We start from the raw sequence: 25,380 nt of genomic DNA, 5'->3' as shown, positions 1-25,380 counted from the left end.
CGCTGAGACTCTTGATATGTTGGAAAGCATCGGCAACAGCACCCTAACTGAAAAACATGGATATTTCCCAAGAGAACCGGGGCCTGAGTTCCCGCACCAAGGCCTTGCTGGTTGTCTGCCTGGTCATTTTTTTCGCGGTTGACGACTACTACATGTGGGTAGAGCGGGACAACTTTCCCTTTACCAGTCATGGCCTGTTCAACGCGCTGTTCACCGCGCGGACCAATCTGTTGCGCTTCGTCGTGCACGACGATCAGGGCGGCAGCGTGACCGTGGATAGCGGACGGGTGATTCCGATCGAGTGGTACCGCGCCGTGGGGCTGGCCGAGAACCTGCTGATCCTGGAGGAGGATCAGCAGAGGAAGGAGCAGTTCGCCCGGCTGCTGCTGGAGCGACTCAATAGCGAGCCGTGGCACGCCTTTGACGAGACGTACTCATCGATCCGCCCGCCGCCGGGCGGCAGGTTCATCGGCCTCGACCTCGTCTATCTCCATTTTGATCTGGCTCAGTACCGCAATGGCCAGCAGCCGAGTCCGCTCCAGGAGGAGCGCGTCTTCAGCTACCGGCTGCCGGGGACTCCGTGATGCTGCGCAAGAAGATTGAAAGCTTCCTCTTCGCTCAACCCAACGTCGACTTCCGCCTCTTCGTGGTCCGGCTGGCGGTGAGCCTCGTCACGGTGAGCTATGTGCTCGTCGGCCCGTTCGATCGCTTCCACGTCGATGCGGCCAGCCTGCTCTACCGTCCGGTGGGAACGTTCAGCTTCATTCCGGAGCTCGGGTACTGGGGCTACTACCTGTTGAAGTACACGGTGGTCGTCAGCGGCATCACGTTCGCCCTGGGCTTCAAGAGTCGGCTCTCCAATGCCGTCTTCGCCCTCAGCTACTTCGTCTTCGCGTACTACGTGGGGCACTTCAGCACCCAGCTGTTCAGCTACATCACCCATCTGAACTTCTTCGCGCTCATCCTCTGCTTCACGGATTCGGCGCGGTTCTGGTCGCTCGACTGGGTATTCAATCCCTCACGACGGGAGCAGCCGTACTCCCAGGCCCACCGCGAGTTCGCATCCTTCGCGCTGGCCTTCATGCAGCTCTACCTGATCGCGTTCTACGTGCAGGCCGGTGTGAACAAGCTCCGCATCAGCGGCGTGGACTGGTTCCTCACCGGATGGACTCCCTACTACGGGGCGATCGTCTCGGGGACGACGCCGGGCCTGGAGCTGGCTCGATTCCCCTGGGTGTTCAAGGGCATCACCCTGTTCACCGGGGCCTTCGAGATGGGCTTCTTCCTGATCCTCTGGAAGCGGCTCCGGTGGGTCTTCGCCGTCAGCGTGATTGGATTCCATTTTGGAATCCTGCTGACCATGAACATCTTCTTCTACCAGCTCTCCGCGGTGGTTCCGCTGCTCTTCCTCTTCGAGGAGACGCGCAACTACCGCAAGGCGCTGATCGGCCTCGGAGCGTACGCCCTCCTCATCGGAGGGCTGATGTCCCTGACGCCGTTGCACGCCCAGCCGCTCGGCACCACCGAGACGCCGCTCCAGCCCGCGCCTACGGTGCGGTCGAACAAGTAAGCTGCTCGCGAATCTTCTTCACGGTGCGCGTCGGCTCGCCCCTGAACGTATTGGCCACGACAGCGAGCAGCGCGGTCTCTCAGTCGTCCGCCTTCTCCGGATCCAAGCGTCCGGCCCCCACGGGGTAGTCCCACGCCGTCTCGTAGGCGGCGCCTTCCGCGAAGCGCGGGTCCACGTACTCCTCGAAGGCGATGGGCTCGTCGATCAACTTGTTCTCGAGCATCAGCCGGGTGACGAGCTCGAAGTCGTCCCTGCGAGGCAGCAGCGGATTGAAGCGCACACGGTCCAGCGGCCTCGTCAGCGCCCACTTCAGGAGCGAGGGCGGCTGGTTGTAATAGTAGCGCCCGACGAACTCTGCGGCGTACTCGCGCTCGCTCTGGCCCGAGTCCAACCACAGCCCCGAGCGGGCGATGCCATCCACCAGCACCTGGACCGCCTCGGGGCGCCGCTGGATGACGTCCTCGCGCACGACCAGCACACAGGACAGGTAGTCCGGCCAGTACTCGCGCGCGTGGAAGAGCACACGGCCGTAGCCCCCCATCTCCGCCTGCGAGGGAAAGGGCTCGCCCATGACGAACCCGTCGATGGCGTTGGACGCCAGGGCCGCCGCCACGTCGGCGGGCGGCATCTCCACGATGCGCACGTCCGCCGCGCGCACCCCGTGCTGCTCGAGGGCGCGCAGCAAGAGCAGCCGCTCGTCCGAGAAGCGGCTGGGAACGGCCATGGTCTTCCCCTTCAGGTCGGCCACCGTCTTCACGGGGCCTCCCTGCTTGACCACCGCCGCACTGCCATAGCGGTGACCCAGGAAGACGATCTTGATGGGAACGCCCTGCGACCGCAGGGCCACGGCCAGGGGAGCGACCAGGAAGCCCGCCTGCACTCGATTGGAGATCAATGCCTCCTTGATCTCCGGGAACCCCTGGAACAGCCGGGGGATGAACAGGTACTGATCGAGTGAGCGGCGGGCGATGTAGTCGGTCACCGGGCACGCGAGGTGTCAGGTGACTGGAATGTAGGCGACGTCGAGCTTGCGCTCGCTCTCGGGGCGCCAGTCGTTGACGACGCCGTCCCAGCGCACGTTGAGCCAGACGTGGAGCACGGTGAGGGTGAGAACCCAGAGCGAGAGCGCCGCGGCGAGTTTGCGAGGGGTCATGGTTCTCTTCAGGTGGAGGGAGTGCCTCAGCTCTCCCGGTGGAAGGCCCAACGGACGGAGCGGGCCCGTTCGATGCGGCGCATGAGCCCATCGAGGCCGAGACCGATGACGCCGATGAGCAGCATTCCGGCGACGACGAGATCGTAGCGCTTGCCGGCGTTGCGCGCATCGATGATGAGGTAGCCCAGGCCCGAGTCCGTCCCCATCATCTCGGCGGCGACGACCACCAGCCAGGCCACGCCCAGCGCGAGGCGCAGCCCGGTGAGCGCGTAGGGAAGGCACGCGGGGAGGATGACGCGGCGGAGCAGGGCCCAGCGGCCCAGGCCGAAGTTGTTCCCCACCCGGAGGTAGATGCCGGGAACGCGCTGCACGGCCTCCATCGTGTACGTCACGATGGGGAACAGGGATGACAGGAAGATGAGGAAGACCGTCGCGGTGTTCGCCACGCCGAAGAGCAGGATGGCCACGGGACTCCAGGCCAGCGGACTGATGGGGCGCAGCACCTGGAGGACCGGCCCGGCCACGCGGGCGGTGAGCGGGTACAGGCCCATCACCAACCCCGTCGGCAGGCCCAGGAACACCGCGAGCGCATAGCCCGACAGCACGCGCACGAGCGAGTCCCGGACGTAGGGCACCAGGTGGCCGCGAAGGGCGAGCTCCCGCACGCCCAGGAGCACCTCGAGCGGAGTGGGCAGCACCTTCGTCCCCGTGAGCTTCACGGAGGCGTGCCAGAGCAGCAGCACCACCACCCCCACGGCACAGGGCCACGGGAGGCCCGGACGCTTGCGCGAGCTGTTCATGGCCGCGTCACCGTCTCACACCTGATGGGCCAGACCCAGTTCATCCAACAGCTCGTCGCGATACTGGAGATAGCGCGGGGAGCTGAGATCACGCGGGTGTGGCAGCTCGATGTCCACCACCCGCTGGATGCGGCCCGGCCGGGACGACATGACGAGCACGCGGTCCGCGAGCTGGACGGACTCGTCGATGTCATGGGTGACGAAGAGGATGGTCTGCCGCTCGGCGGCCTGGATGCGCAGCAGCTCCTGGCGCAGGGTGTGACGGGTGATGGCATCGAGCGCGCTGAAGGGCTCGTCCAGGAAGAGCATGTCGGGTTTGACGGCGAGGGCCCGCGCGACCTCGAGCCGCTGCTTCATCCCTCCGGACAGCTCCGAGGGCCAGGCCCGCGCGAAGCCCGAGAGCCCCACCAGCTCCAGGTAGTGGGAGATCCGTCGCCGCCGCTCGGGCACGGGCAGGTCCGTCAAGCCAAAGCCGATGTTCTCCTCCACCGTGAGCCAGGGGAAGACGCCGCGCTCCTGGAAGACGAAGATGCGTCGCGGATCGGGCCGGGTGACGGGCTCTCCATCGATGAGCACCTGCCCCGTGGAGGGCTTCAGGAAGCCGCCGATGACGTTGAGCAGCGTGGTCTTGCCACACCCGGACGGTCCGAGCAGGCAGAGGAACTCGCCCTCGTGGCAGTCGAAGTCCACCGGAGCGAGCGCCTGGAGCGGCTGCTCCTCCCCCGGGAAGTGCACCGAGACGCCACGGGCCCGCAGCTTGATGGAGCCAGACTTCAGGGGGTTCTCGACACTCATCCTGGCTCCTCGCCGACCACGTCCTGGTGATGCATGAGCGAGCGGGCCACCCGCGCCATCACCCGGTCGAGCACCAGTCCGGTGAGGCCGATCAACACCATGCCCGCGACCACCAGATCATACCGGTTGCCGGCGTTGCGTGAGTCGATGATCAGGTAGCCCAGCCCGGAGTTCACGGCGATCATCTCCGCCGCCACGACGACGAGCCACGAGATGCCCAGCGTCAGGCGCATGCCGGAGAGCAGCTCGGGCAGGGCCGCGGGCAGGAGCACGCGCAGGAAGAGCCGCCGGGTGTCCAACCCGAAGTTCTGGCCGGCCCGCACGTAGACCTCGGGCACGTTGCGCACCGCGTTCATCGCGGCCAGCGTCAGCGGCGGTGCCGAGGCGATGAAGATGATGAAGATGGCCGAGACGTCACCCAGCCCGAACCAGAGGATGGCCAGGGGAATCCACGCCAGCGGGCTGATGGGACGCACGAGCTGGACGAAGGGGCCCAGGGCTCGGCCCGCGCGAAGGCTCCAGCCCAGGACGAACCCCAGGGGCAATGCCACGGCCACCGCCAGCAGGAAGCCCCACGTCACCCGGAACAAGGAGGCGATGAGGTGCTTGAACAGCACGCCCCGACGCAGCAGCTCCAGCAGCCCGAGCCCCACCTGCCAGGGCCGGGGCAGCAACGGCGCACCCGAGACATACAGCGCGAGATCCCAGAGCAGGACGAACAGGATCAGTCCCATCCAGGAGGCGCCCACGCGCCATCGGAGTTGGCTTGGCATCCGGGCTAGGAGGCGACCTTCCGGGCGGGGATCGGGGCCTCGGTCTCCTGGGGCTCCGCCCTGGCGATGGGCTCGAGGAGCCCGAGTTGGAGCAGGAGCTTCTGGACCTCGGTGTCGGCCCAGTCATAGGCATAGCCCAGCAGGAAGAGCACCAGCAGGGTCTGGCCGCGCACGGCGATGGCCCGGGAGAGCCGCTCCGATGGGGACTCGGGCAACCAGCGGCGCAGCCACGCGGGGACGCGCTTCAGGAACTTCTCCGGATGGATGAAATCCTCCGCCGAGAGGTCCGCGCGCTCCTGGCCACGCAGGAACGGCAGCTTCCACAACTGGGGCACCGGGGCCGCGAGCCGGACGATCGCCTTGAGCGTCGGCACGCGGATGCCGTGCTCGAGGCGCCAGCGCGCGCGCTCCCCGATCCCCGCCTGCAGGCGACCCTGGAGCTCCCGGACGCGCTCCGGTGACAGCCCATGCCAGGGCTTCGTCTGGGAGTAGAACATGTGCCGCGAGAGGTACTCGCGCAGCTCGCGAAGCTCGGGCGTTTCGCGGCGCGTGTCTCCCCCCGTCTCCACCAGCCAGCGCGAGATGCGCGAGCGGGAGGCCCCCGCGGACCAGAAGATGCTCAGGTCGAGCATGTGCGAGAGCACGAAGAAGCGGCTGTCCGCGATGGCCGGCGTGTACTTCTCGCGGATCATGTTGCGCATGATGTGCCAGTCCTGCCGGGTCGCCCGGTTCACCCGTTCGAGGTACTCCGGGTCCATCCCCCCACCCCGCAGATCCTGCTCGACGAGGTTGGCGATGTGCCAGGAGCTCACCAGCGCCAGCGAGATGCCCTGGCTGTAATAGGCATCCACGATGGAGGCCGCGTCTCCCATCATCCCGTAGCGCCTGGCGCTCACGAAGGTGTCGGTCATGTACTGCACGTCGCGGTACATGCGGAACTCGAGCATCCGCTCCTTGGCGAGGGCCTTGCGCAACGGAGGATGGCGGCCGATGAGTTCCCAGAGCTGGGCCTCGGGCGTCGCCCCCGGCGGCGGCTTGCGCTGGTCGAACGTCGCCCCGACACTGATGCGCTGCTTGGACAGACGGATGACCCAGATCCAATAACCCTCGCCCCACAGATGCAGGGTGTGCAGATCCCTCGAGGTCTGGTCGCCATCAGCGTACGTGTGCACCCACGGCTCGCCGAAGAGCTCATCGGTGATGCCCTCGAACTGGCCCCACACGGCCGTCGTCTGGAAGCCATCCTTCAGCTCGACGGAGTGCTTCTGCTTCCTGGCCAGCAGGCGATTGCGCCCCGAGCAGTCCAACACCCACCGGGCGCGCACCGTGCCCTGTTCGCGCGTGGCCTGACACTCCCAGTGCAGCTCATGGGGCCGGCCCTCCTCCTCCTGGATGACCACGTCGCGCACCTTCACGGTGTCCAGGAAGCGCACGTTGGGAAAGGACGCGAGAGACTCGCGCATCACGTCCTCCGCTTCCGGCCGGACGATCTGCACGTCCATGAGCGAGGCCCGGAAGTAGCGTTTGTCCGCGGCCTGCTCGTACAAGTAGTGCGGAGGATCCGCGTGGACACCCCACTCGGACGTCGCCTCGAAGCGCTCGGAGTGCTCCAGCCCGTAGGTGAACCACACGCCGTGCTTGGGAAAGCACTCTCCGGCGAAGGCATCCAACCCCCCCACCGTGCGCAGGAAGGGGTTGGTGAAGATGAGGAACGACTCGCCCACCTTGAAGCTGCGTTTCTGTCCCCGCGCGTTGTCGAGCAGGAGGACCTGGAAGCCCCGCTTCGCGTATTGCAGAGCGTTGAAGAGGCCGACGATGCCCGCGCCCATGATGGCCACGTCCGCGTCGACCGCCCGAGCCTGCTCCCCAGTGGCCTGATCCATTGCGTGTCCCCCCGCCCGTGGCGGTTCGTCCGATGGGGGCACGACCTTACCGGAAGCCCCCGGGCGCCGTGCAGTCACAAGCACCGGTGACGCGCATCAGCCCCTTCAGAAGTTCCAGCGGGTGGAGGACACGGCACGTGCGGGTCGCTGTTACAGTGAAAGCCGGCTCGAAGAGCCCCCCATCCCCCAGGAGACGTCATGAGCATCGCCAAGCCGGCCACGGAACCGCTCTGGTTGCAGGGACGAGACGCTGTCGTCGAGAACGATGAAGGCGTGAAGTGGCGCCACGGGCGCCCGGACTACCACCTGACGAACATCACCGTGCACAAGGAGCGCACGCGCCAGTTCCCCACGGGCTCCCTGGAGATGGTGGTGGAGAACCTCGTGCGCGTGTTCGAGATGGAGGTCTCGCACAAGGCCGATCCCGCGCAGTGGGTGTCGGTCGTGCGCGACCGGTTCCGCACCAACGTCAACGGAGGCTCGTGGGCCAGCGCCGACGACATCGCCGCGCGCGGCAGCTACAACGTCTTCCTCGGTGACACGCAGTACTACAAGGCCAGCGCGGAGACGTTCGACTCGTCGCACGACGTCTTCCACACCGCCTTCCCCGAGGGCTTCTTCTGGGAGGTGCTCGAGGTGTACTCGCCGCCGCCGGCGGTGAGCTTCAAGTGGCGCCACTGGGGCAACTTCACGGGCCCCTACAAGGGACAGGCGCCCACCGGGCAGCGCGTGGAGATCTTCGGCATGAGCGTGGCGCGCGTATCCGAGGATCTCCGGATGCTCGAGGTCGAGCACTACTACGACAACAGCCAGTTCCTCCGGCAGATCGCCACCGGCTGCCCGGTGCACGCCCCCGGGGCGAAGTAGCCCGCCCCGGGACGCGCCCTCAAGAGCTGCACGAGAGCGCCGAGCACCCGGGCTTCGAACGTGCCCACTCCGGCCGCCGGCCCGCGTACGCCTCGCGGCCCGGCTGCTCCTCGAAGGGCCGCCGCATCACCTCCAGCAGCGTGTGCACCTTCGAGTCATCGCCCGCGTGCGCCGCGTCGATGGCCTCCTGGGCCAGCCAGTTGCGCAACACGTACTTCGGATTCACCGCGTCCATGCGCCGCGCCAGCTCGGAGGGCGCCACGTCCTCGCGCCGGGTGCGCCGCCACCAGGCCGTCAGCCACTCCAGGCCCCGGGCCACATGCTCGTCGGGCACCTTCCCGTAGAAGGCCTCGCGCAGCACCGCGGGCCACTCGCTCGGAGCCTCCGGTGCCATCACCACCCGCGACAGCCCCCGGAAGAAGATCGTCATGTCCGTCTCCTGCGCGGCGAGCCACGAGAAGCAGCCCTGCACCAGCTCGAGGTCTCCCTCCTGGGCGAGCGAGGGCAGCCCGAGCTTCATCGCGAAGCGCCGCTCCAGCTCGGCCTGGAAGACGCGCTCGTACTCGAGCATCCCCGCCTCCACCAGCGCCTCCTCCTCGTCGAGGATCGGCAGCAGCGCGATCCCCAGCCGCTCGACATTCCACAGGCCGATGCCCGGCTGGTTGCCGAAGCGGTAGCGACGCTGCTGGGCGTCGGTGGTGTTGGGCGTCCACCCGGGATTGAAGTCGTCGACCCAGCCATAGGGGCCGTAGTCGATGGTGAGCCCGAGGATGGACATGTTGTCGGTGTTCATCACGCCGTGGACGAACCCCACCGCCTGCCAATGCGCGATGAGCCGCGCGGTGCGGCGCGCCACCTCCAGGAAGAAGGCGGCATACGTGTCCTTCGACGGCGCGCCGAGCTCCGGATAGAAGTTCTTCAGCGTGTAGTCCGCCAGGGCCTTCAGCAGCCCCACGTCCCCCCGGCTCGCGCACAGCTCGAAGTTGCCGAAGCGCAGGAAGGTGGGCGCCACCCGGCAGACGATGGCCCCGGGCTCGGCCTCGGGATTGCCGTCGTAGAACATGTCCCGGATGACCGCGTCCCCCGTGGCCACCAGCGACAGGGCTCGCGTGGTGGGCACCCCCAGGTGGTGCATGGCCTCGCTGCACAGGAATTCCCGGATGGAGGAGCGCAGCACCGCCCGCCCGTCTCCCCGGCGGGAGTACGGCGTGGGCCCCGCGCCCTTGAGCTGCAACTCGTAGCGCGTGCCCTCGGGGCCTTGCAGCTCGCCCAGGCCAATGGCGCGTCCGTCACCCAACTGCCCCGCCCATTGACCGAACTGATGCCCGCCGTAGTTGGCCGCGTAAGGCACCATGCCCGGCCACAACCCATTGCCCGAGAGCACGCGCACGGCCTCCTCGGAGCGCAGCGTCGCCTCGTCCAGTCCCAGCAGGGCCGCCACCTCGGGGGACCAGGCCACGAGCCGCGGGGCCGATACCGGCGTGGGCTGCACCTTCGACCACAGGGCGCCGTGCACCTGACGCGGCCGCCGATCGGTTTGCGGATCTCCAGGAGTCGAGTCGATGAAACGAGAGGTGAACTGAAGCATGGGGATTGGATGCCTGGCGGGCGCGGACGTTGCAAGGCGAGCACCCGGAAAGAAGTGGACGGACGGGAAGCCGTGCCCCCGTCCGGATGACCCTCGAGGGACCCCTCCCCTCAGTGCGCCGCCTCCCACGCGAAGTGGGACATGAACATGGAGCGGCGGCCGAGGTGGTAGGTGAGCGCGAAGTCCGCGTAGTCATACGCGCCAGGCCTGGGGAGATGGAAGCGCCTCCCCGCGGAGAGCTGCGCGCACGAGGCCACCAGCGCCATGTGCGTGAAGGCCTGGGGGAAGTTGCCCCTCGCCTCTCCCGTGTCCGGAACGGACTCCTCCGCGTAGAGGCCCACGTCGTTGGCCAGGCTCAGCAGGTAGCGCAGCAGCTCCTCCGCCTCCTCCGCCCTCCCCGAGTGCACCAGCACGTCGTGCATCCAGAAGGAGCACAGCAGGAAGGTGCCCTCCCCTCCGCTCAGGCCATCCGGCACGTGGTAGCGGAAGAGGAGCCGGCCCTTCTCCAACTGCTCGCGCACCACCGCCACCGTGCGCATCACCAGGGGGTGGCCCGAAGGCAGGAAGCCCAGCGCGGGAAGCTGCAACACCGAGGCATCCGCCCGCTGAGAGCCCACCGCCTGGGAGAACCACCCGAGGCACGAGCCCTCACGCAGCAGGTACTCGCGAAGCAGCGCGCGCTCGCGCGACCATCGCCCCACCGGAGCGGGAAACCGCCGCGCCCGCGCGATGCGCAGGGCCCGGTCCAGCGCCACCCAGCACAGCAGCTTCGAGTGGAGGAAGTGCCGGGGCTCGTCGCGAACCTCCCAGAGTCCCTGGTCCGGCTGACGCCAACGCCCGCACACCTCCTCCACCAGCCCGCGCAGGAAGTCCCAGTGCCCCGGGGTCAGGCTCCCGCCCATCTTCGAGAAGAGCCACGAGCCCTCCAGCAACTCCCCGAAGACGTCGAGCTGGAGCTGCTTCACCGCTCCGTTGCCGATGCGCACCGGCCGCGAGCCCTGGTGCCCATCCAGATGGGGCAGCTCCACCTCGGGCAGCAACCGGTGGCCACGGATGCTGTACATGATTTGAACGTCCTCGGGCCGGCCCGCGCTGGTGCGCGCCAACCAGCGCTGGAAGGCGAGCGTCTCCGCCTGGTAGCCCAGCAGCATCAGGGAGATGAGCGTGAGCGTCGTGTCCCGCAGCCAGGTGTAGCGGTAGTCCCAGTTGCGCACACCGCCCGGCTCCTCGGGCAGGGACGTGGTGGGGGCGGCCACGATGGCGCCCGAGGGCGCATACGAGAGCGCCTTGAGCACCAGGGCCGAGCGGCGCACCGCGCGCGCGTAGTCGCCCTCGTAGGCGCAGTGGGAGATCCACTCGCGCCAGAAGGCCACCGTGTCCTCCAACCGTCCGCGCAGTGCCGCGAGGTCCGGCATCTCATCGGGCGTGCGCTCGATGAGCGAGGGCGTCCAGGCCACTTCCACCCAGGCCTCGTCCCCGGCGCGCAGGTGCCAACGCGCACGCAGGGAATCCTCGTGCGCGATGAGCGGCCGGGTGGCCGTCACCCACAGCGCGTCCGCGCCGCCCACCAGCTCGGCCGTCCGGGGCGAGGTGAGGCGGATGCGGGGCACGAAGGCCCCGTATTCGAAGCGGGGGGCGACCACGACCCGTGACTCCACCTCGCCCGCGGTGCAGCGCAGCCGCCGGAGCAGCGAGTGCCTGGAGCCCATGCGGGCGCCCTGGGGACCCCGGGTGCGCACGGGCATGCAGTCCGTCACCTCCAACACCCCGGTGGGAGTGGTGAAGGTGGTGACGAGCACGTTGGTGTCGTCGAGGTAGCGGCGGCTCGAGGGGAAGTCGCCCTCGGGGCCTACCCGGAAGGAGCCGCCCCGGCGTACGTCCAGGACGCGGCAGAACACCGAGGCCGAGTCGAACCGGGGAAAGCAAGCCCAGTCGATGGAGCCATCCCGGCCCACGAGCGCCGCCGAGTGGCAGTCGCCCAGCAAGGCGTAATCAGCGATGCGCTGCCGCATGGGGCGACCCTCCTGTCCGTGCAGCCTTCATCAAAGTGGGCGCCAGGCCCTTGGCGTGAGGCGTGGAGCGCGAAAAGCGCTTCCCTACCAGGACGCCCAGGAGCGGGACGGTGAGCGCTGGATTACCCGCTCAATCGAGCATCCGTTCGAACGCCAGACGATCATGGATTGACGGATTGCGGCGGTCGCGCTTCCTCCTTCTTTGCGACCGGGTAGTAACACTTGCCCTGGTACTCGGCCTGATTCTCCTCGATGCAGGGCGGCCGCCGAGCCAGTTCCATCCAACACCCGCCATTGATCTCCAACTCGGCCAGTTTGGAATTGCAGGGCACCGTTGATTGGTTCGGCAAGGGCTTCTTGGGCAGGGGATACGCAATGGGCGCCGTCCCCTGCCCCTCTCTATTGCTCCATCCCTCTATGGGCATATGGACATCCTGGCGCGTCACCTCGCCGACCCCCCGTAGCCAGAAACCCACGCCCAGCGAGAGCAGAATCAGGGTCGCGATGGTCAGTCCCCGTCCCGTGATCGACGTCCCCGCTCGTCCCATCCCCTGTGACAGTCCACTCCGCGCCCCACGCACATGACGGGCCTCCTGTAGGCGGCCGAACTCGGGCCCCACTTGATCCCAGTGACGCCCGAGTTGGAACTCCCCCCTTCGCGTCCCCCTCTTGTTTTCTTCGGCCACCATGTATTCGCCCTCCTGGAGTCCGGACTCCGGCTCCCAGGCAAGTCCATTTGACCTCCGGAGTCAATAGATGTAACAAGCCCTGTTGGGTTCAGCAGACACGAGCCATCAGGCCGCCATCGCGGAGAGAACGGACAAGCCGCCCCTCCAGTGGGAGGGGGACTTCGACAAGCCGCGCGTCGAGTGGTACGTGGGCGTGTGGGAACCCACCAGCAGCCTGCGCTTCGTGGACGTCCTCATCCTCGAGGAGGGGCCGTTCTCCGGACGCCCCCCTCGCGAGGTGTTCTTCCAATGAAGGTACTGGAACCTCGCGACTTGAAAGAAGAGGACAGTCTCCGGCTGGATTTCAAAGGTGCTTTCGACTCGCGGGCACTGGAGAGCGAACTCGAGCCCTTCGTTCAGGCGCTCGAGGAGTACGCCGATGGGTGGATGCCTGACGTCGTCGGCGGCAAGCGGCAACGCAAATACTCCCGACGCTCCTTCTGGAAGACCCTGGAGGAGCAACGCGACGGAAACAGCACGTCCATCGGACTCTACCGCACGCAATGGCCCGCATTGGACATGTCCCTCTGGCTCTGGCTTCCACCAAGGACCCCAGAACTGGACGTCGCGATCAAGGTAGAACCACTTTCCTTCTTCACGGAGACGGAGCGCTGCCGGAAATTCGTGGAGATGGTGCGCGCATGGGCTTCGCGCTACCCGGTTTCCCATGCTTCAGCCCATAGCGTTGCGGATAGGAGACTCGCGGATGCGCCCAATTTCGGCCGCGATATGCAGACGGCGATTCGAGACGGTTTCGACAAAATCTACGAGGTGAGCTGGCTCAACGTCTTCGGTCCAAAGCTGGTGGAGGCCGTCGGCCGCGAGCGCATGCTGTCCACCCCCGCCTGGCGGGTGGAAGAACTCCCCAACGGCTCCGTGCTCCTGGTCACCTGGCCCACCGCCGCGGACTTCACCAGTCAGGAGGCTCGCCAGGCCCAGGCCCGTGCCCATGCCCACCTCCGCCCGGACCTGGACTTCTCCACCGTGCTGCGCACCCTGCAAGAGCGCAGCGCCACGCTCGCCCCCGTCCAGCCCCGCTTCCCCCCGGACCTCGCCCCCCTCCTCTCCCGCGTGGTGGACCGCTTCCCCTTCCACGAGCGCCCACGGAAAATCGCCGAGTTCAACGCCTGGCAGCCCCCCGAGCCCGATGAGTGGCTCCCCCTCTCCGACGCCCTTCCCCCGGACGTGGACGACCCCGAGCGCGTCCTCTCCTCCTACCGCCTCCTCGCCGAGCACCTCGTGGCCATGGTGCACTCCGACGTGCCCTCCCTCTTCAAACAAACTCCAGAGTCTCTCACCGACCTCGACTTCTACTTCTGGCGCGAGGACTTCCCCAACACACGCCTGCGTCATGTCCTCGATGAGCACGTCGTGCCAGCCGTGGGCGCCTACCTGGGCCAGGTCCTCGTCGAACACCTGGGCGGCCAATGGCTGCCTCGCCAGAAGCTCGGCGAGGCCCAGGTTCGTGTGGGCCAGCGCGTCTGGTGGCCCATGATCCGCGCCCGTCGCTATCTCCGCTCGCGTCAGTCCCTCCTCGACTTCTCCCTCTCTCACCTCTTCTGCTCCGCGGAGCGGCACCGCTCTTGAGATTGCACAGGCTTCCTGCGCGCACAGGTATCCAATCACCCAAACCCAGCAAGGATGGCTTCAAACGGCAAAACCCTGCTATTGACTGATTGAGAGCGGTTGTGCTTGCCAAGAAGGTAACCCTCATGCGGACGAAAACCCCATCGCGCGCTCCCGGAACGAGGCTTGTCACGACGTCCGGCCTCGGCCTGGAACTGCTGGCCCTGACGACGCTCATGCTTCTCGCGGGGTGCGCCACGGGCCGCCCCCAGGAACGTCCCACGAGCGGCCTGGACGCGTACGCCCAACCCTTCGCCGTCCAGGGCGGTTGCGGCGGCACGTCCCGAGAGGCCGAAGCGCTCCTCGCCTCCCTGCTCGCGAGCACCTCGCCCTCCGACTTCGTCCGATTGCAGCGCGGGGTGGACATGGTCCGGCTGGTGGAGGGGCTGGATGACTGGAGTGCCGTCCGGCTCGGTGCCTTGGGCCCCGTGTCCGCTCCCGTGGCGGCGCTCCTCAACCGCAAGCGCGCCTCCTTCCTCGCCACCTGCGTCCGAGAGGACGGCTCCGTACTGGCCGAGGTGTTCGCCCTCTTCGTTCTTCATTCCTCCTCCGACCAGGACTTGAAGCAGGTGTTGCACACGCTGGCGCTGGACAAGCGCTTGGGCTCGACGCTGGGGGACATGGCCGTCGTGCGCGAGCAATTGCGGCGGCGAGGGCTGCCCCTGTCGGACTTTCCGGACCGGCCCGCGCGCCCCCGCGAGGACATGACCCGAGGTGCTCGCGAGGCCCTCACGGAGGCCGTGTCCGCCACTCCCCTGCTTCAGTGGGGAGCGTCCAGCGGGTATGACGCCCGCAAGCGGCAGTTGCCCCCGCCCTACCAGCGGGCCCTCACGCAAGTGGAGAACGCGCTGGTGGAGCAGGCCTTCTCCCCGCGCCACGTGGCGATGGGCACCCTGGATGAGCTGACCTTCGGGGTGCCCCTGGGCTTCTACTACCTGGCGGCGGGCACGGGCGAAGGCGTGTCTTCCCTCGCTCGGGGCGAGTACGAGCAGGCCGCGCGCGAGCTGACACCCGCGGCCTTGATGGTGGCCCTGTACGCCGGGGGCAAAGGCGCGCGTGCGCTCAAGCCACGCCTGGAGGAGTTGAGGCAAACAGCCAGGCACCTGCGCGAGCAACTCGGAGCAGACGGCCTGGAGGCCGTGGCTCGCTACCTCCAGGCGGACCCGGAGGCCGCCCTCCTCGTGGCGGAGGGGGGAGAAGCCGGTGCCCTGGCCCTCGCGGAGTCTCGGGGGAACGTGCCCGGGGCGCGAGCCTGGCTGTCCCAGGCCCAGGGCGCGCCTCCGGGCTCCTCCCCACCCAAGGGCGGCCTCGCGAAGGGCTCCGCGCCCGGAAAGGCCGCCGCCCTGGCGGATGAAGTAGTGGAGTTGCCTCGGGAGGTGCTGGACACCAAGCTGCTCCAGGGGGAACTGGAGTCCACGGGGCCCCGGCTGTCCGGGGATGTGGCGATGCTGAGAAGGCAACTGGCAGCCCTGCGCGACGCCCCACCGGCCGGTGCGCAGAGCCATCCGCTCTGGAACGAGTACGTGCGCTACGGCCAGGAGCGCCTCGTGGAACTCGAGCAGGGCACGAAGGCGAAGCGGGGAAGAGCCGTCGAGCCACCCCTCCAGTGGGAGGGCTACCAGCGGATGCGGGGGCTGGTGACCCGAGGCCTGAAGTTCGAGCGCGCCATGGCGGAGGTGTTGCGAGCCGACGCGGCCCTGCCTCGGGCCCAGCGCCGTTTTCTCGGGGACTTCGACAAGCCCCGCGTCGAGTGGTACGTGGGCGTGTGGAAACCCACCAGCGGCCTGCGCTTCGTGGACGTCCTCATCATCGAGGAGGGTCCGCTCTCCGGACGTTCCCCTCGCGTGGAGACCATCAGCTTCAAGAGCCGTAATCTTGCTTTGTTGGATGAAAAAGCGTTGGACGCGCAGATGAGCACGGACGCGAGGGATGCACTGAGGTATTACGGAGAGACGCTGGACATCCGTCGGCCCTCTCTCCGCTCTCTTCTACACGAAGGCAGTGAAGTTCCGATCCAACGAGTTCGCCTCATCTACGAAGGCGGCGATCTCAAACCAAGAAATGTCAACGCATTGAAGAGAGCCATAGATGACATCGAACTGAGGATCAAGGGAGTGGAGGTACTGGTTCAATGAAAGTGCTGAGCCTGCACGACTTGAAACCGGAGGATCACCTCTGGTTCACCTTCGACAGCGCGTTTGACCACCAAGCTGAATTGGAGCGCGAACTCGACTCCTTCTTCCAAGCTCTCGAGGGGTATGCGGATGGATGGTTGCCAGACATCGTTGAAGGCAAGCGACGACGCAAATACTCCCGCCCGTCCGTCTGGAAAGCCCTGGAGGAGGAGCGCGACGAGAACAGTACGAGACTTGGATTGTATCGCACGAAATGGCCCGCGTTGGACATGATGCTCAGGCTCCATTACCCACCGCTGCCCCCGATGCTGAGCGTCACTCTCCACATCCAACCCCTGTCCTTTTTCGCGGACGAGGCGCGCTGTCAGCAATTCGTGGAGATGGTGCGCGCGTGGGCCTCTCGCTACCCGGTCTCACATGCCATGGCGCACAGCATGGCGGACACGGAGTTGACGGGCTCTCCCGACTTTGGCCGTGACAAGGAAACCCGACGCAGAGACGGTTTCGACAAAATCTACGAGGTGAGCTGGCTCAACGTCTTCGGTCCGAAGCTGGTGGAGTCCGTCGGCCGCGAGCGCATGCTATCCACCCCCGCCTGGCGGGTGGAAGAACTCCCCAACGGCTCCGTGCTCCTGGTCACCTGGCCCACCGCCGCGGACTTCGCCAGCGAGGAAGCTCGCCAGGCCCAGGCCCGTGCCCATGCCCACCTCCGCCCGGACCTGGACTTCTCCACCGTGCTGCGCACCCTGCTCGAGCGCAGCGCCACGCTCGCCCCCGTCCAGCCCCGCTTCCCCCCGGACCTCGCCCCCCTCCTCTCCCTCGTGGTGGACCGCGTCCCCTTCCACGAGCGCCCACGCAAAATCGCCGAGTTCAACGCCTGGCAGCCCCCCGAGCCCGATGAGTGGCTCCCCCTCTCCGACGCCCTTCCCCCGGACGTGGACGACCCCGAGCGCGTCCTCTCCTCCTACCGCCTCCTCGCCGAGCACCTCGTGGCCATGGTGCACTCCGACGTGCCCTCCCTCTTCAAACAAACTCCAGAGTCTCTCACCGACCTCGACTTCTACTTCTGGCGCGAGGACTTCCCCAACACACGCCTGCGTCATGTCCTCGATGAGCACGTCGTGCCAGCCGTGGGCGCCTACCTGGGCCAGGTCCTCGTCGAACACCTGGGCGGCCAATGGCTGCCTCGCCAGAAGCTCGGCGAGGCCCAGGTGCGTGTGGGCCAGCGCGTCTGGTGGCCCATGGTCCGCGCCCGCCGCTATCTCCGCTCGCGCCAGTCCCTCCTCGACTTCTCCCTCTCTCACCTCTTCCGCTCCGCCGCGCGGTTCTAGGGAACGTTCGAGGGAAAGAGATCCTCACGTGGCGGCCTCCGTCCACGCGCCACACGCTGGGCCTCCGGCCGCGCATGGGCCTCCACCGCCTCCAGCACGCGCAGCACCCGCGCCGCCGAGCCGTCGAGCTGCTCCCGCATCACCCCATGCTCCTCGAGCGCGGCGAACAATGCCGGCAGATCGCCCGTGTGGCGCATCCCCCGCGCACAGCTTCCTCCGGGGCGGGCCCGCTCGATGACGCTGTTGAAGTCACTGCCCAACATGACGGCCTCGGCTCCCGCCTGCCGCGTGTAGTGAAGCCAATGCGCCACATCGTCGTCACACGTTCCCGGCTCGAATCCCTCCCAACGCTCCTCCGCCGGCACCTCCTGAAAAGGCGACCGGAAGAGCCCAATGCCAATCAACCCTCCGCCCGCTCCCACCCGGCGCGCGAGCGGAGCGCTCAGGCATCTCGTGTCCGCCCACCCCGCCCCGGTATGGGAGTAGATCACCGGCACTCCGGCGGGCTCGGTCAAGGCGAGCACCTCGACGATGGTCTGGTCGCTGGCGTGGGCCACGTCGATGAGGATGCCCAGCTCCATCATCCGCCGCACCACCTCCACGCCCAGCGGCGTCAGCCCGCCATCCCCTCCGTTGGTCAGCCCTCCCACCAGTGGTCCGAACTGGTCATCCGCCGCGTCCGCCACGGAGTTGTCGAAGAAGTGCACCAGGGTGATCGACCGGGCCCCCGCCGCGTACAGCAGGTCCACGTCCTCCACCCGCCGGATGCCCTCGCCCCCCTCTACCGCGGGAACCAACACGAGCTGTCCGCTCGCAAATGACCGGCGGGCCTCCCCGGCACCGTGCGCCAGGACGAAGTCCGGACTCCTCCGGGCGAAGTCCTCGAGCAGTGCCAGTTGGTGGAGCGCCTCGCCCAGGGCGCTCCGGCCCGGACGCAACGCATTCGGAGGCCAGACCGTCGCGAGCACCAGGCGCACCCCCGCGCGCCGCAGCGCCTCGGGCTCCACCTGATTGACGAGGCGCTTCCCGGGTGCGTCCGCCAACTCGCCCCCTCCCGGCTCCCCCTGGAAGAAGGGGCGCAGCGCCTCGCGCATGGTCACGTGGACATGCAGGTCCGCCCGTCCATCGGGAAGCGACCCTCCCGCGGAGGGCACCTCCAGCGCGGGCCGGAGGCCACCACATCCCAGCAAGGCCAGCCCCCATCCCAGCCCCACCGCCTTCGCACACCAGGTCATCGCGTCCACCTCCGGCACGGGAGCATGCCGGAGTCCGGGCGCGTTCCCTACGGGCCCGTCTGGGGACCGAAGCTCTCCGCCCCTCGGGACCTACGCCCGTAGGACTCCCCCGGCTCGAGCGGCGCCAGCCACAGCACGTCCAGGGCCATCAGCCCGTCCGCCGAGTACAGCGCGAGTTCGGGGGCCTTGGGGTCCAGCGTCGCGCCCAGCGCCTGGGCTCCCACGGCGCCCTGGCGCAAGGTGAGGACCTGTCCGGGTTCCAGGGTGGACGCCGGCAGCGTCCACTGCTCGGGCAGCCGGGTGTGGCCCGTGAGCATGAGGCCCCCGAGCGCCACGGGCGCCGTGCCCCGATTGTAGAGCTGCACCCAGAAGGCCCCCGAGGCGTCACGTCCCACCCGATCGATGACGAGCGCGCCCTGACCATGGGACTCGATGTCCTTCAGGTGCTGGAGCAGCCAGGCGCGGCGCTCGCGCACGAACCGGTGGAGGTATTCGGCGCTGCGCGCGGCGTGCTCGGTGCTGACGTAGGGATCCAGCGCCTTGCCGTCCGGGCCCGGCAGGATGTAGGGCGCCAGCATCGCGTGCATGGCGTCGATGCGCGACCCGAGGTTCTCCTCGGTGAACCACGTGTCGAGCAACTGGCGCAGCCGGGCGGCGTAGCGGGCGCGCAGACCCGGGTCGTCGTAGATGCGCGTGGAGAGCGTGCTCCACCCGGGCTTCATGTCCTCCATGCCCTCGAAGACGCGGCGCTCCGCGCGCAGCTCGTACACCTTCGGATCGTACGGGGTGAAGCTGAAGAGCGGGTGCGACTTCTTCACGCCCTGGATGACGGCGTTGGTGCGGTTGTAGAGCGACAGCGCGTTGTTGAGATCCCACGGCACGTGCGTCCACTTCTCCGTCTTCCGGTCGTAGACGAGGTAGCTGCGCGTGTCGCCCTGGAGATCATGGGAGATGAGCGTCTCCATCGCCAGCCAGGTGAGGTAGTCCTCCAGCTCCAGGTGCTCTTCCACGAAGGCCGGGAAGGCGTGCGGCGGCGTGCGGTTGATGCCGTCCAGGAAGCTCCACAGCTCATCCCAGGGCGCCTTCTCGTTCGTCTTCTTGTCCCAGGGCTCCTGGTAGAACTCCTGGGGCGGCGGGCGCATCTCGCCATCGTGCATGCCGGCGCGGTACAGGTCGCTGTCGTCGTCGAAGCCGTGGGCCTCGAGGAAGTCCTTGTTGACGGACTCCAGCTCGGTGAAGACGCCCTCGTAGCGCGTGATGACGGAGCCGTCTGGCTGCACCAGGTGCAGCTTCACGTGCGCATAGCGGGCGTTCGACGCGCGCAGCCCGATGCTCGCCGCGAAGTCATACCAGAGCTTCTCGGTGAGATAGCCGCTGTCCTTCCACGCCGCGAGCAGCTCGATGTTCTTCTTGCCCTCGAAGCGCTCCTTCTTGTCGAAGCGCACGTCCCAGGACTTCTTCACGATGCGCGGATCCGTCTTGGTGGAGCGTCCGCGGAAGCTCAGCTCCGCCGTGTACGCGCGGCCCTCGAGCGTGAAGTGGCCCATCACGCTGAAGTCCTGGGAGGGCGGATCCTGGATGTGCGCGTGGAGCGCCTCGTAGTCCGCCTGGCTCAACGTCAGCTCGTAGACGGGAATGGCCGTCTGCAGCGCCGGCCAGCGGGGCTGGGTGGGCGAGGGACGCGACGGGGGCGGCTGCGTCGGTGGATCCGTCGGCTGGGATGGCGGCTCGCCCCGAGGCTCCTCGGGGCCCGGCGGTATCGAGACATGTTCTCCTCCCACGTCGGATTGAGCGGGAGGCGACTCGGGCATGACGGAAGGCTCACTCGAGCCACCGCATGCGCCCACCAGCAAGAGGAGTCCAGCGAAGAGCGCGATTCTCATGGCCTCGCACCAGGAGCAAACAGCGCGCCAGGGCAATTCCAACGTTCGCTGGCGCAACCGGTGGGTCCCGCCGCAACAGGATGGGAAAGAAAATACCCAGACAGGGCGAGCACCACCCGATTCCATTCCCCATCCGGGGACACCGCCCGGGTGATCAAGCCCCGAGGTGACGCCCGGACAACACCGCCATCTCCCTGACGGAGCACCTGCTATGGTCGCGCGCGGTAACGGCCACGAGGAGATCGACATGCCCGCCCTCCAGGACACCGATGGCTGAGAAAGTCCGCGCCGAGTACCGCCAGGGACATGGCCGTCCCCTGTTCGTGCTCGAACGGGGACCCACCGAGGGTTCGTACTCCCACTCCTTCGCGGTGACCCACGACTACGCCGTGCTCGCCTTCCATACTGGGGGCAGCACCACCATGGAGCAGCGGGGACAATGGACGCTCGAGGAGGGAGATGTCCTCCTCATCCCCGCGGGCGCGCCGCACCGGACACTGACCGCGCGGCAATCACGGCTCTGGGGTGTCGGCTTCTGTCCGGTGTGCTTCCTGGCGGACGAGGCCTCCGAGGAGCTGCTCGCGCCCTTCGAGCACGTGCGCTCGGGGGCCGCGGCGGTGGTGAAGATTCCCGAGGGGCGCCGGCCCTTCATGGAAAGCCTCCTGCGGGAGTTGAGGCTCGAGGTCGAGCGCGAGGGCGGAGGCAGCTTCGCCATCGAGCGCAGCCTGCTCACGTTGATCCTCGCCGAGGTGGCACGGGCCGCGTCCTGGGGACAGCGCGCCGGGGCGTCCGACAGCCTCGTCACCGAGGCGCTGCGCTACATCGAGCGGCACTGCCTGGAGCCGCTGTCACTCCGGGACGTGGCGGCGGCGGTGCACCGCTCGCCGGCCCACCTCACGACGGCGGTGCGCGAGGCGACGGGGCGCTCGGTCCAGGAATGGATCATCGCGGGGCGCCTGGGCGAGGCGCGGCGGCGGCTGCTTCACACCGATGAGATCGTCGCCGTCATCGCCGAGCGGGTGGGCTACGCGGACCCCACCCACTTCATCCGGCTCTTCCGGCGGGCCCACGGGATGACGCCCGCCGCCTGGCGCGCGCACTACCGCCACGGCTCCCCACCCACGCCCACGTAGGGCCAGAACCGGTCCAGGTGTTGCAAGCCCCGGTCACGAGGATTCGCCGAGGAAGCGGGCTCGCAGGGCGCGCGTCACCTCGGCGTCCCAGCGCACGGAGAACAACTCCACGATGGTGCGGCGCCAACGCAGGGAACACGCCAGGCACGCCGCCGTGGCCGCCATGCCGATGAGGGAGTTCTGCCAGGAGGCCAGGTTCCACTGCCCCTCCCAGAACCATTCCCGCATGGACGTGGGCCAGAAGTAATAGAGGGGCCAGCCGGGACCGCTGCCCACCAGATCGCACAGCAGATGCAGGTGGAAGGCGGCGAGGGACAGCAGCGCCACCGCCCCGCGCCGCCGCGCGAGCGCCGTGCACACCGCGGCCACGACGAGCGCCCCCACGTAGCCATGCGAGAGCACGTGGTGGTAGCGCCCGTACATATCCACTCCCCCCAGCAGCGACAGCCCATCCAGATCGGGCGAGAGTCCGGCGAGAGTGATGAGGATCCGGTCACGGCGCTCGGGCAGCGCCTGCGACATCAACCAGGACAACTCCGCGTGGACGATGGGATTCATGGGGAGAACATATCGCGGGTCGGCCCCTTCACTTTTTTGCCCCTCGGGTACGAAGCGGGGGAGATTGGACGCCGCACGAGGGAGGAGCAGAACACATGGAGAAGCTGCGGAAACTGGGTCGTTCGGACATCGAGATCTCCCCCATTGGTCTGGGCTGCTGGCAGTTCTCCGCGGGTGTGGGTCTGGTGGGTGGGTTCTGGGAAGCCCTGCCTTCCCCGGTCGTCGAGGAGATCATCGAAGCCTCGATCCAGGGAGGTCTCAACTGGTTCGACACCGCCGAGGCCTACGGCAATGGCCGCTCGGAGCAGGCGCTCGCCGCCGCCCTGCTGCGTCTGGGCAAGAAGCCGGGCGACGTCGTCGTCGCGACCAAGTGGATGCCCGTGGGGCGGCTGGCCTCCAGCATCGGCGCGACGATCGGCGAGCGGCTCTCCGCGTTGAGCCCCTTCGGCATCGATCTGCATCAGGTCCACCAGCCCTACGCGCTCGCCACGGTGGACGCCCAGGCCGAGCAGATGGCGAAGCTGGTGCAGGAGGGGAAGATCCGCACGGTGGGCGTGAGCAACTTCTCCGAGAAGAAGATGCGCGCGATGCACGCCGCGCTCGCCCGCCGGGGCGTGCCGCTCGTCTCCAACCAGATGCAGTACAGCCTGCTGGACCGGAGGATCGAGTCCAACGGCGTGCTCGCCGCCGCCAAGGAGCTGGGCATCACGATCATCGCCTACTCGCCGCTGGCCCAGGGGCTCCTGTCGGGCAAGTTCCACGATGATCCCTCGCTCATCAAGAGCCGCGTGGGCCCGCGCAAGTACCTGCCGAACTTCCGCGCCAAGGGGCTGGAGAAGAGCCGGCCGCTCGTCGAGGAGCTCAAGAAGATCGCCACCGCGCATGGCGCCACCCCCTCGCAGGTGGCGCTCAACTGGTTGTGCTCCTTCCACGGCGACACGGTGGTCGCCATCCCGGGAGCCACCAAGCGGCGGCACGCCGAGGAGAACGTGGGCACCATGGGGTTCACCCTGTCCGCGGACGAACTGCGACGCATCGACGAGCTGTCCCAGCGCTACCGCTGACAGTCGGGCCGCGAGCGCGCGCGGGACGGCTTGCGCTCCACCCCATTCGTGCCTCCCTTGCCGGAGACCGACTCGAAAGGGGTACACATGTCGTCCAGAGGATGGCGGTCCAGGAGGCGGTGGGCGCCGCTCGCGGGAGGCGTGCTGCTGGCCTCGTGCGCCACGCCGCGCGTGCCGGCGGGACGGCCCGGAGCGGCCGCGGTGTGGACCCCCGCCAACAAGGTGGGCTTTGGTACGGCGCGCGCGGAGACGAGCCGGGTCTGGCACACGCTCGGCGCCCGCGGGGAGCTGACGGAGGTGTACTTCCCGACGCTCGGGACGCCCAGCGTGCGGGAGTTGTACTTCGTCGTCTCCGATGGCCGCACCTTCGCCGAGCGGGAGCAGGACGCCACCGAGCACGACGTGGAGCTGGTGGATCCCCGCAGCCTCACCTACCGCCAGGTGAACACGGATCGCTCCGGGCGCTACCGCATCACCAAGACGTACGTGACGGAGCCGGAGCGGGACGCGCTGCTGCTCGACGTGCGCTTCGAATCCTTCACCGGAACACCCTACGCCCTGTATGCGGTGTACGACCCGTCGTTGTCCAACGACGGCATGGACGACACGGGCCGGAGCGAGGGCGGGGAGCTGCTCGCCTCCGATGCGAAGAACGCCAGCGCGCTGGTGGGGCAGCCCGGCTTCACCCGGACGACGAGCGGCTACCTCGGCGCGAGCGATGGCTGGACGGACCTCCAGAAGGACTTCACGCTCGATGGGGAGTTCGCCGAGGCGCCCTCGGGCAACGTGGTGCAGACGGCGCGGGTGGCGGTGGATGGGCGCGAGACGCAACAGGCGACCCTGGTGCTCGGCTTCGGGGCCACCGAGGCCGAGGCACGGCGGGCGGCGCGGGACTCGCTCGAGCGGGGCTTCGAGGACGTGGCGCGGCGGTACGCGGAGGGCTGGCACGCCTATCTGGACGCACTGCCCGCGGCGCCCCCGAGCACCCAGGTGTGGCGGGCAACCTATGACGTGTCGGTGATGGTGCTGGCGGCCTCGGAGGACAAGACGTACCGGGGCGCCTTCATCGCGTCTCCGAGCATGCCCTGGGCGTGGGGCACGGGGGAGATCGACAAGCCATCGGCCGCCTACCACCTCGTGTGGTCACGCGATCTGTACCAGATCGCCACCGGGCTGCTGGCGGCGGGGGACCGGGCCGGGGCCGGGCGCGCCCTGGATCACCTCTTCCAGGTCCAGCAGAAGCCGGACGGCTCCTTCCCTCAGAACGCGGACGTGGACGGGACACCGCGCTGGGGCAGCCTGCAATTGGACGAGGTGGCCCTGCCGCTCGTGCTGGCATGGCAGCTCGGCCGCGACGATGCGCGCACGTACACCGAGCATGTGCGCAAGGCGGCGGACTTCCTGCTCGCCCACGGCCCGTCGACGCCCCAGGAGCGTTGGGAGAACCAGTCGGGTTACTCTCCCGCGACCCTGGCGGCGGAGGTGGCGGGGCTCGTCTGCGCCGCGGACCTCGCGCGCCGCAATGGGGACACCGCGTCGGCCGAGCGGTACGAATCGACCGCGGACGCGTGGCAGCGCCAGGTGGAGGGCTGGACGGTGACCCACACCGGCCCTCTGGCTCCACATCCGTACTACCTGCGGCTCACCAAGGACGGCGCGCCCGACCACGCGACGACGTACTCCATCGGGGATGGAGGGCCTTCCGCCGTGGATCAGCGCCAGGTGGTGGACCCGAGCTTCCTCGAGCTGGTGCGACTGGGGGTCAAGCCCGCGGAGGATCCGCTCATCGCGCAGACGCTGGCGGTGGTGGACGCCCAGCTCAAGGTGGACGGTCCCCAGGGGGCGGTCTGGCGCCGGTTCAGCGCCGACGGATACGGGGAGACGCGCGAGGGCGCGCCGTGGGGGTTGAGCAAGCCCGACACCGGGAGGACAATCGGACGGGGGTGGCCACTGCTCGCCGGGGAGCGGGGCGAGTACGCACTCCTGGTGGGACAGCCCGCCGGGGACTACCTCGCCACGATGGCCCGCTCGGGCAACGAGGGGCTGATGCTCCCCGAGCAGGTGTGGGATCTGCGGCCCCCCACGGGACAGCCTGGCTACCTCGCGGGCGAGGCGACGTTCTCGGCCACGCCTCTCACCTGGACACATGCCCAGTTCGTGCGTCTGGCCTGGTCCATCCAGGAGGGGCGTCCGGTGGAACAGCCCTCGGTGGTGGCTTGCCGCTACACGTCCGTTTGTCGATAGCG

At 68.2% G+C, this 25,380-nt stretch carries 22 protein-coding genes; 10 read left to right on the top strand and 12 right to left on the bottom strand.

What is annotated here, in order from left to right; translation table 11 throughout:
* The first annotated feature begins 56 nt into the window (after positions 1–56).
* Both CYFUS_RS22095 and CYFUS_RS22090 read left to right on the top strand, forming a co-directional pair.
* A complete protein-coding gene (locus tag CYFUS_RS22095) occupies positions 57–584 on the top strand; it encodes a hypothetical protein (RefSeq protein WP_232537708.1) in 528 nt (175 codons plus the stop codon).
* Complete coding sequence (locus tag CYFUS_RS22090) at positions 584–1,570, top strand: HTTM domain-containing protein (protein ID WP_095987024.1); 987 nt, start codon at positions 584–586, stop codon at positions 1,568–1,570. Before CYFUS_RS22095 ends, CYFUS_RS22090 begins: the two co-directional genes overlap by 1 nt.
* Positions 1,571–1,649: 79 nt before the next feature.
* Here the strand turns inward: CYFUS_RS22090 and CYFUS_RS22085 are convergent, their stop codons facing one another.
* The 6 genes from CYFUS_RS22085 to CYFUS_RS22065 are packed head-to-tail and all read right to left on the bottom strand — an operon-like array spanning position 1,650 to position 6,974.
* The gene (locus CYFUS_RS22085) at positions 1,650–2,552 is read right to left on the bottom strand and encodes an ABC transporter substrate-binding protein (protein WP_095987023.1); all 903 of its coding nucleotides are present in this window, start codon (positions 2,550–2,552) and stop codon (positions 1,650–1,652) included.
* 15 nt (positions 2,553–2,567) lie between these two features.
* On the bottom strand, positions 2,568–2,723 hold the full coding sequence (locus CYFUS_RS51770) for a hypothetical protein (RefSeq protein ID WP_198316685.1): 156 nt from the start codon (positions 2,721–2,723) through the stop codon (positions 2,568–2,570).
* A 26-nt stretch (positions 2,724–2,749) separates the two neighbouring features.
* Positions 2,750–3,523 (bottom strand): ABC transporter permease, encoded by a 774-nt coding sequence (locus tag CYFUS_RS22080; protein WP_095987022.1) that lies wholly within the window; start codon positions 3,521–3,523, stop codon positions 2,750–2,752.
* A gap of 15 nt (positions 3,524–3,538) precedes the next feature.
* The gene (locus CYFUS_RS22075; protein ID WP_095987021.1) at positions 3,539–4,318 is read right to left on the bottom strand and encodes an ABC transporter ATP-binding protein; all 780 of its coding nucleotides are present in this window, start codon (positions 4,316–4,318) and stop codon (positions 3,539–3,541) included.
* Positions 4,315–5,052 (bottom strand): ABC transporter permease, encoded by a 738-nt coding sequence (locus CYFUS_RS22070; RefSeq protein ID WP_095992156.1) that lies wholly within the window; start codon positions 5,050–5,052, stop codon positions 4,315–4,317. Before CYFUS_RS22070 ends, CYFUS_RS22075 begins: the two co-directional genes overlap by 4 nt.
* A 44-nt stretch (positions 5,053–5,096) precedes the next feature.
* The gene (locus tag CYFUS_RS22065; protein ID WP_095987020.1) at positions 5,097–6,974 is read right to left on the bottom strand and encodes an NAD(P)/FAD-dependent oxidoreductase; all 1,878 of its coding nucleotides are present in this window, start codon (positions 6,972–6,974) and stop codon (positions 5,097–5,099) included.
* A 198-nt stretch (positions 6,975–7,172) separates the two neighbouring features.
* On the opposite strand from CYFUS_RS22065, the gene CYFUS_RS22060 reads away from it, so the two are divergent.
* The gene (locus CYFUS_RS22060) at positions 7,173–7,841 is read left to right on the top strand and encodes an ester cyclase (RefSeq protein ID WP_095987019.1); all 669 of its coding nucleotides are present in this window, start codon (positions 7,173–7,175) and stop codon (positions 7,839–7,841) included.
* A 19-nt stretch (positions 7,842–7,860) separates the two neighbouring features.
* Here the strand turns inward: CYFUS_RS22060 and CYFUS_RS22055 are convergent, their stop codons facing one another.
* The 3 genes from CYFUS_RS22055 to CYFUS_RS22045 all read right to left on the bottom strand — a co-directional run bounded on the left by CYFUS_RS22055 (position 7,861) and on the right by CYFUS_RS22045 (position 12,130).
* Complete coding sequence (locus tag CYFUS_RS22055; RefSeq protein ID WP_095987018.1) at positions 7,861–9,429, bottom strand: protein adenylyltransferase SelO; 1,569 nt, start codon at positions 9,427–9,429, stop codon at positions 7,861–7,863.
* A 110-nt stretch (positions 9,430–9,539) separates the two neighbouring features.
* Complete coding sequence (locus CYFUS_RS22050) at positions 9,540–11,441, bottom strand: glycoside hydrolase family 15 protein (protein ID WP_095987017.1); 1,902 nt, start codon at positions 11,439–11,441, stop codon at positions 9,540–9,542.
* 161 nt (positions 11,442–11,602) lie between these two features.
* A complete protein-coding gene (locus CYFUS_RS22045; protein WP_095987016.1) occupies positions 11,603–12,130 on the bottom strand; it encodes a hypothetical protein in 528 nt (175 codons plus the stop codon).
* Between the two features lie 82 nt (positions 12,131–12,212).
* Here CYFUS_RS22045 and CYFUS_RS22040 point away from each other — a divergent pair, with 82 nt between their 5' ends.
* The 4 genes from CYFUS_RS22040 to CYFUS_RS22025 all read left to right on the top strand — a co-directional run bounded on the left by CYFUS_RS22040 (position 12,213) and on the right by CYFUS_RS22025 (position 17,261).
* Positions 12,213–12,422 carry a hypothetical protein gene (locus CYFUS_RS22040; protein WP_095987015.1) on the top strand — a complete coding sequence of 70 codons (210 nt, stop codon included), beginning with the start codon at positions 12,213–12,215 and terminating at the stop codon, positions 12,420–12,422.
* Entirely contained in the window at positions 12,419–13,756 is a 1,338-nt protein-coding gene (locus tag CYFUS_RS22035) for a hypothetical protein (protein ID WP_095987014.1), read from the top strand. Before CYFUS_RS22040 ends, CYFUS_RS22035 begins: the two co-directional genes overlap by 4 nt.
* A gap of 125 nt (positions 13,757–13,881) precedes the next feature.
* A complete protein-coding gene (locus tag CYFUS_RS22030) occupies positions 13,882–15,930 on the top strand; it encodes a hypothetical protein (RefSeq protein ID WP_232537707.1) in 2,049 nt (682 codons plus the stop codon).
* Positions 15,927–17,261, top strand: a complete 1,335-nt coding sequence (locus tag CYFUS_RS22025; protein ID WP_095987013.1) for a hypothetical protein — start codon at positions 15,927–15,929, stop codon at positions 17,259–17,261. Before CYFUS_RS22030 ends, CYFUS_RS22025 begins: the two co-directional genes overlap by 4 nt.
* Here CYFUS_RS22025 and CYFUS_RS22020 read toward each other — a convergent pair.
* Positions 17,258–18,496, bottom strand: coding sequence for a dipeptidase (locus CYFUS_RS22020; protein ID WP_095987012.1), 1,239 nt, complete (start codon positions 18,494–18,496; stop codon positions 17,258–17,260). The two genes, CYFUS_RS22025 and CYFUS_RS22020, sit on opposite strands and share 4 nt — an antisense overlap.
* Positions 18,497–18,543: 47 nt before the next feature.
* Positions 18,544–20,379 (bottom strand): CotH kinase family protein, encoded by a 1,836-nt coding sequence (locus CYFUS_RS22015; protein WP_198316684.1) that lies wholly within the window; start codon positions 20,377–20,379, stop codon positions 18,544–18,546.
* Positions 20,380–20,648: 269 nt separating this feature from the next.
* On the opposite strand from CYFUS_RS22015, the gene CYFUS_RS22010 reads away from it, so the two are divergent.
* Complete coding sequence (locus tag CYFUS_RS22010) at positions 20,649–21,512, top strand: AraC family transcriptional regulator (protein WP_095987010.1); 864 nt, start codon at positions 20,649–20,651, stop codon at positions 21,510–21,512.
* 33 nt (positions 21,513–21,545) lie between these two features.
* Here CYFUS_RS22010 and CYFUS_RS22005 read toward each other — a convergent pair whose 3' ends face one another.
* Positions 21,546–22,070, bottom strand: a complete 525-nt coding sequence (locus CYFUS_RS22005; protein WP_095987009.1) for a metal-dependent hydrolase — start codon at positions 22,068–22,070, stop codon at positions 21,546–21,548.
* Positions 22,071–22,165: 95 nt separating this feature from the next.
* On the opposite strand from CYFUS_RS22005, the gene CYFUS_RS22000 reads away from it, so the two are divergent.
* On the top strand, positions 22,166–23,134 hold the full coding sequence (locus tag CYFUS_RS22000) for an aldo/keto reductase (RefSeq protein WP_095987008.1): 969 nt from the start codon (positions 22,166–22,168) through the stop codon (positions 23,132–23,134).
* An 87-nt stretch (positions 23,135–23,221) separates the two neighbouring features.
* On the top strand, positions 23,222–25,378 hold the full coding sequence (locus CYFUS_RS21995; protein WP_095987007.1) for a glycoside hydrolase family 15 protein: 2,157 nt from the start codon (positions 23,222–23,224) through the stop codon (positions 25,376–25,378).
* Positions 25,379–25,380: the final 2 nt, after the last annotated feature.

This window comes from Cystobacter fuscus (assembly GCF_002305875.1).
GTDB classification, from domain to species: domain Bacteria; phylum Myxococcota; class Myxococcia; order Myxococcales; family Myxococcaceae; genus Cystobacter; species Cystobacter fuscus_A.
The sequence above is the reverse complement of the archived record's forward strand: the minus strand, read 5'-3'. Positions and strand labels throughout refer to the sequence as shown.

What these genes read in the sequence shown, in the direction of transcription:
- CYFUS_RS22015 (WP_198316684.1), bottom strand. Translation starts at nt 20,379, where the DNA reads ATGAGAATCGCGCTCTTCGCTGGACTCCTCTTGCTGGTGGGCGCATGC.
- CYFUS_RS51770 (WP_198316685.1), bottom strand. Translation starts at nt 2,723, where the DNA reads ATGACCCCTCGCAAACTCGCCGCGGCGCTCTCGCTCTGGGTTCTCACC.
- CYFUS_RS22095 (WP_232537708.1), top strand. Translation starts at nt 57, where the DNA reads ATGGATATTTCCCAAGAGAACCGGGGCCTGAGTTCCCGCACCAAGGCC.
- CYFUS_RS21995 (WP_095987007.1), top strand. Translation starts at nt 23,222, where the DNA reads ATGTCGTCCAGAGGATGGCGGTCCAGGAGGCGGTGGGCGCCGCTCGCG.
- CYFUS_RS22060 (WP_095987019.1), top strand. Translation starts at nt 7,173, where the DNA reads ATGAGCATCGCCAAGCCGGCCACGGAACCGCTCTGGTTGCAGGGACGA.
- CYFUS_RS22075 (WP_095987021.1), bottom strand. Translation starts at nt 4,318, where the DNA reads ATGAGTGTCGAGAACCCCCTGAAGTCTGGCTCCATCAAGCTGCGGGCC.
- CYFUS_RS22000 (WP_095987008.1), top strand. Translation starts at nt 22,166, where the DNA reads ATGGAGAAGCTGCGGAAACTGGGTCGTTCGGACATCGAGATCTCCCCC.
- CYFUS_RS22030 (WP_232537707.1), top strand. Translation starts at nt 13,882, where the DNA reads ATGCGGACGAAAACCCCATCGCGCGCTCCCGGAACGAGGCTTGTCACG.
- CYFUS_RS22010 (WP_095987010.1), top strand. Translation starts at nt 20,649, where the DNA reads ATGGCTGAGAAAGTCCGCGCCGAGTACCGCCAGGGACATGGCCGTCCC.
- CYFUS_RS22090 (WP_095987024.1), top strand. Translation starts at nt 584, where the DNA reads ATGCTGCGCAAGAAGATTGAAAGCTTCCTCTTCGCTCAACCCAACGTC.
- CYFUS_RS22055 (WP_095987018.1), bottom strand. Translation starts at nt 9,429, where the DNA reads ATGCTTCAGTTCACCTCTCGTTTCATCGACTCGACTCCTGGAGATCCG.
- CYFUS_RS22050 (WP_095987017.1), bottom strand. Translation starts at nt 11,441, where the DNA reads ATGCGGCAGCGCATCGCTGATTACGCCTTGCTGGGCGACTGCCACTCG.
- CYFUS_RS22035 (WP_095987014.1), top strand. Translation starts at nt 12,419, where the DNA reads ATGAAGGTACTGGAACCTCGCGACTTGAAAGAAGAGGACAGTCTCCGG.
- CYFUS_RS22070 (WP_095992156.1), bottom strand. Translation starts at nt 5,052, where the DNA reads ATGGGACTGATCCTGTTCGTCCTGCTCTGGGATCTCGCGCTGTATGTC.
- CYFUS_RS22080 (WP_095987022.1), bottom strand. Translation starts at nt 3,523, where the DNA reads ATGAACAGCTCGCGCAAGCGTCCGGGCCTCCCGTGGCCCTGTGCCGTG.
- CYFUS_RS22020 (WP_095987012.1), bottom strand. Translation starts at nt 18,496, where the DNA reads ATGACCTGGTGTGCGAAGGCGGTGGGGCTGGGATGGGGGCTGGCCTTG.
- CYFUS_RS22045 (WP_095987016.1), bottom strand. Translation starts at nt 12,130, where the DNA reads ATGGTGGCCGAAGAAAACAAGAGGGGGACGCGAAGGGGGGAGTTCCAA.
- CYFUS_RS22005 (WP_095987009.1), bottom strand. Translation starts at nt 22,070, where the DNA reads ATGAATCCCATCGTCCACGCGGAGTTGTCCTGGTTGATGTCGCAGGCG.
- CYFUS_RS22065 (WP_095987020.1), bottom strand. Translation starts at nt 6,974, where the DNA reads ATGGATCAGGCCACTGGGGAGCAGGCTCGGGCGGTCGACGCGGACGTG.
- CYFUS_RS22025 (WP_095987013.1), top strand. Translation starts at nt 15,927, where the DNA reads ATGAAAGTGCTGAGCCTGCACGACTTGAAACCGGAGGATCACCTCTGG.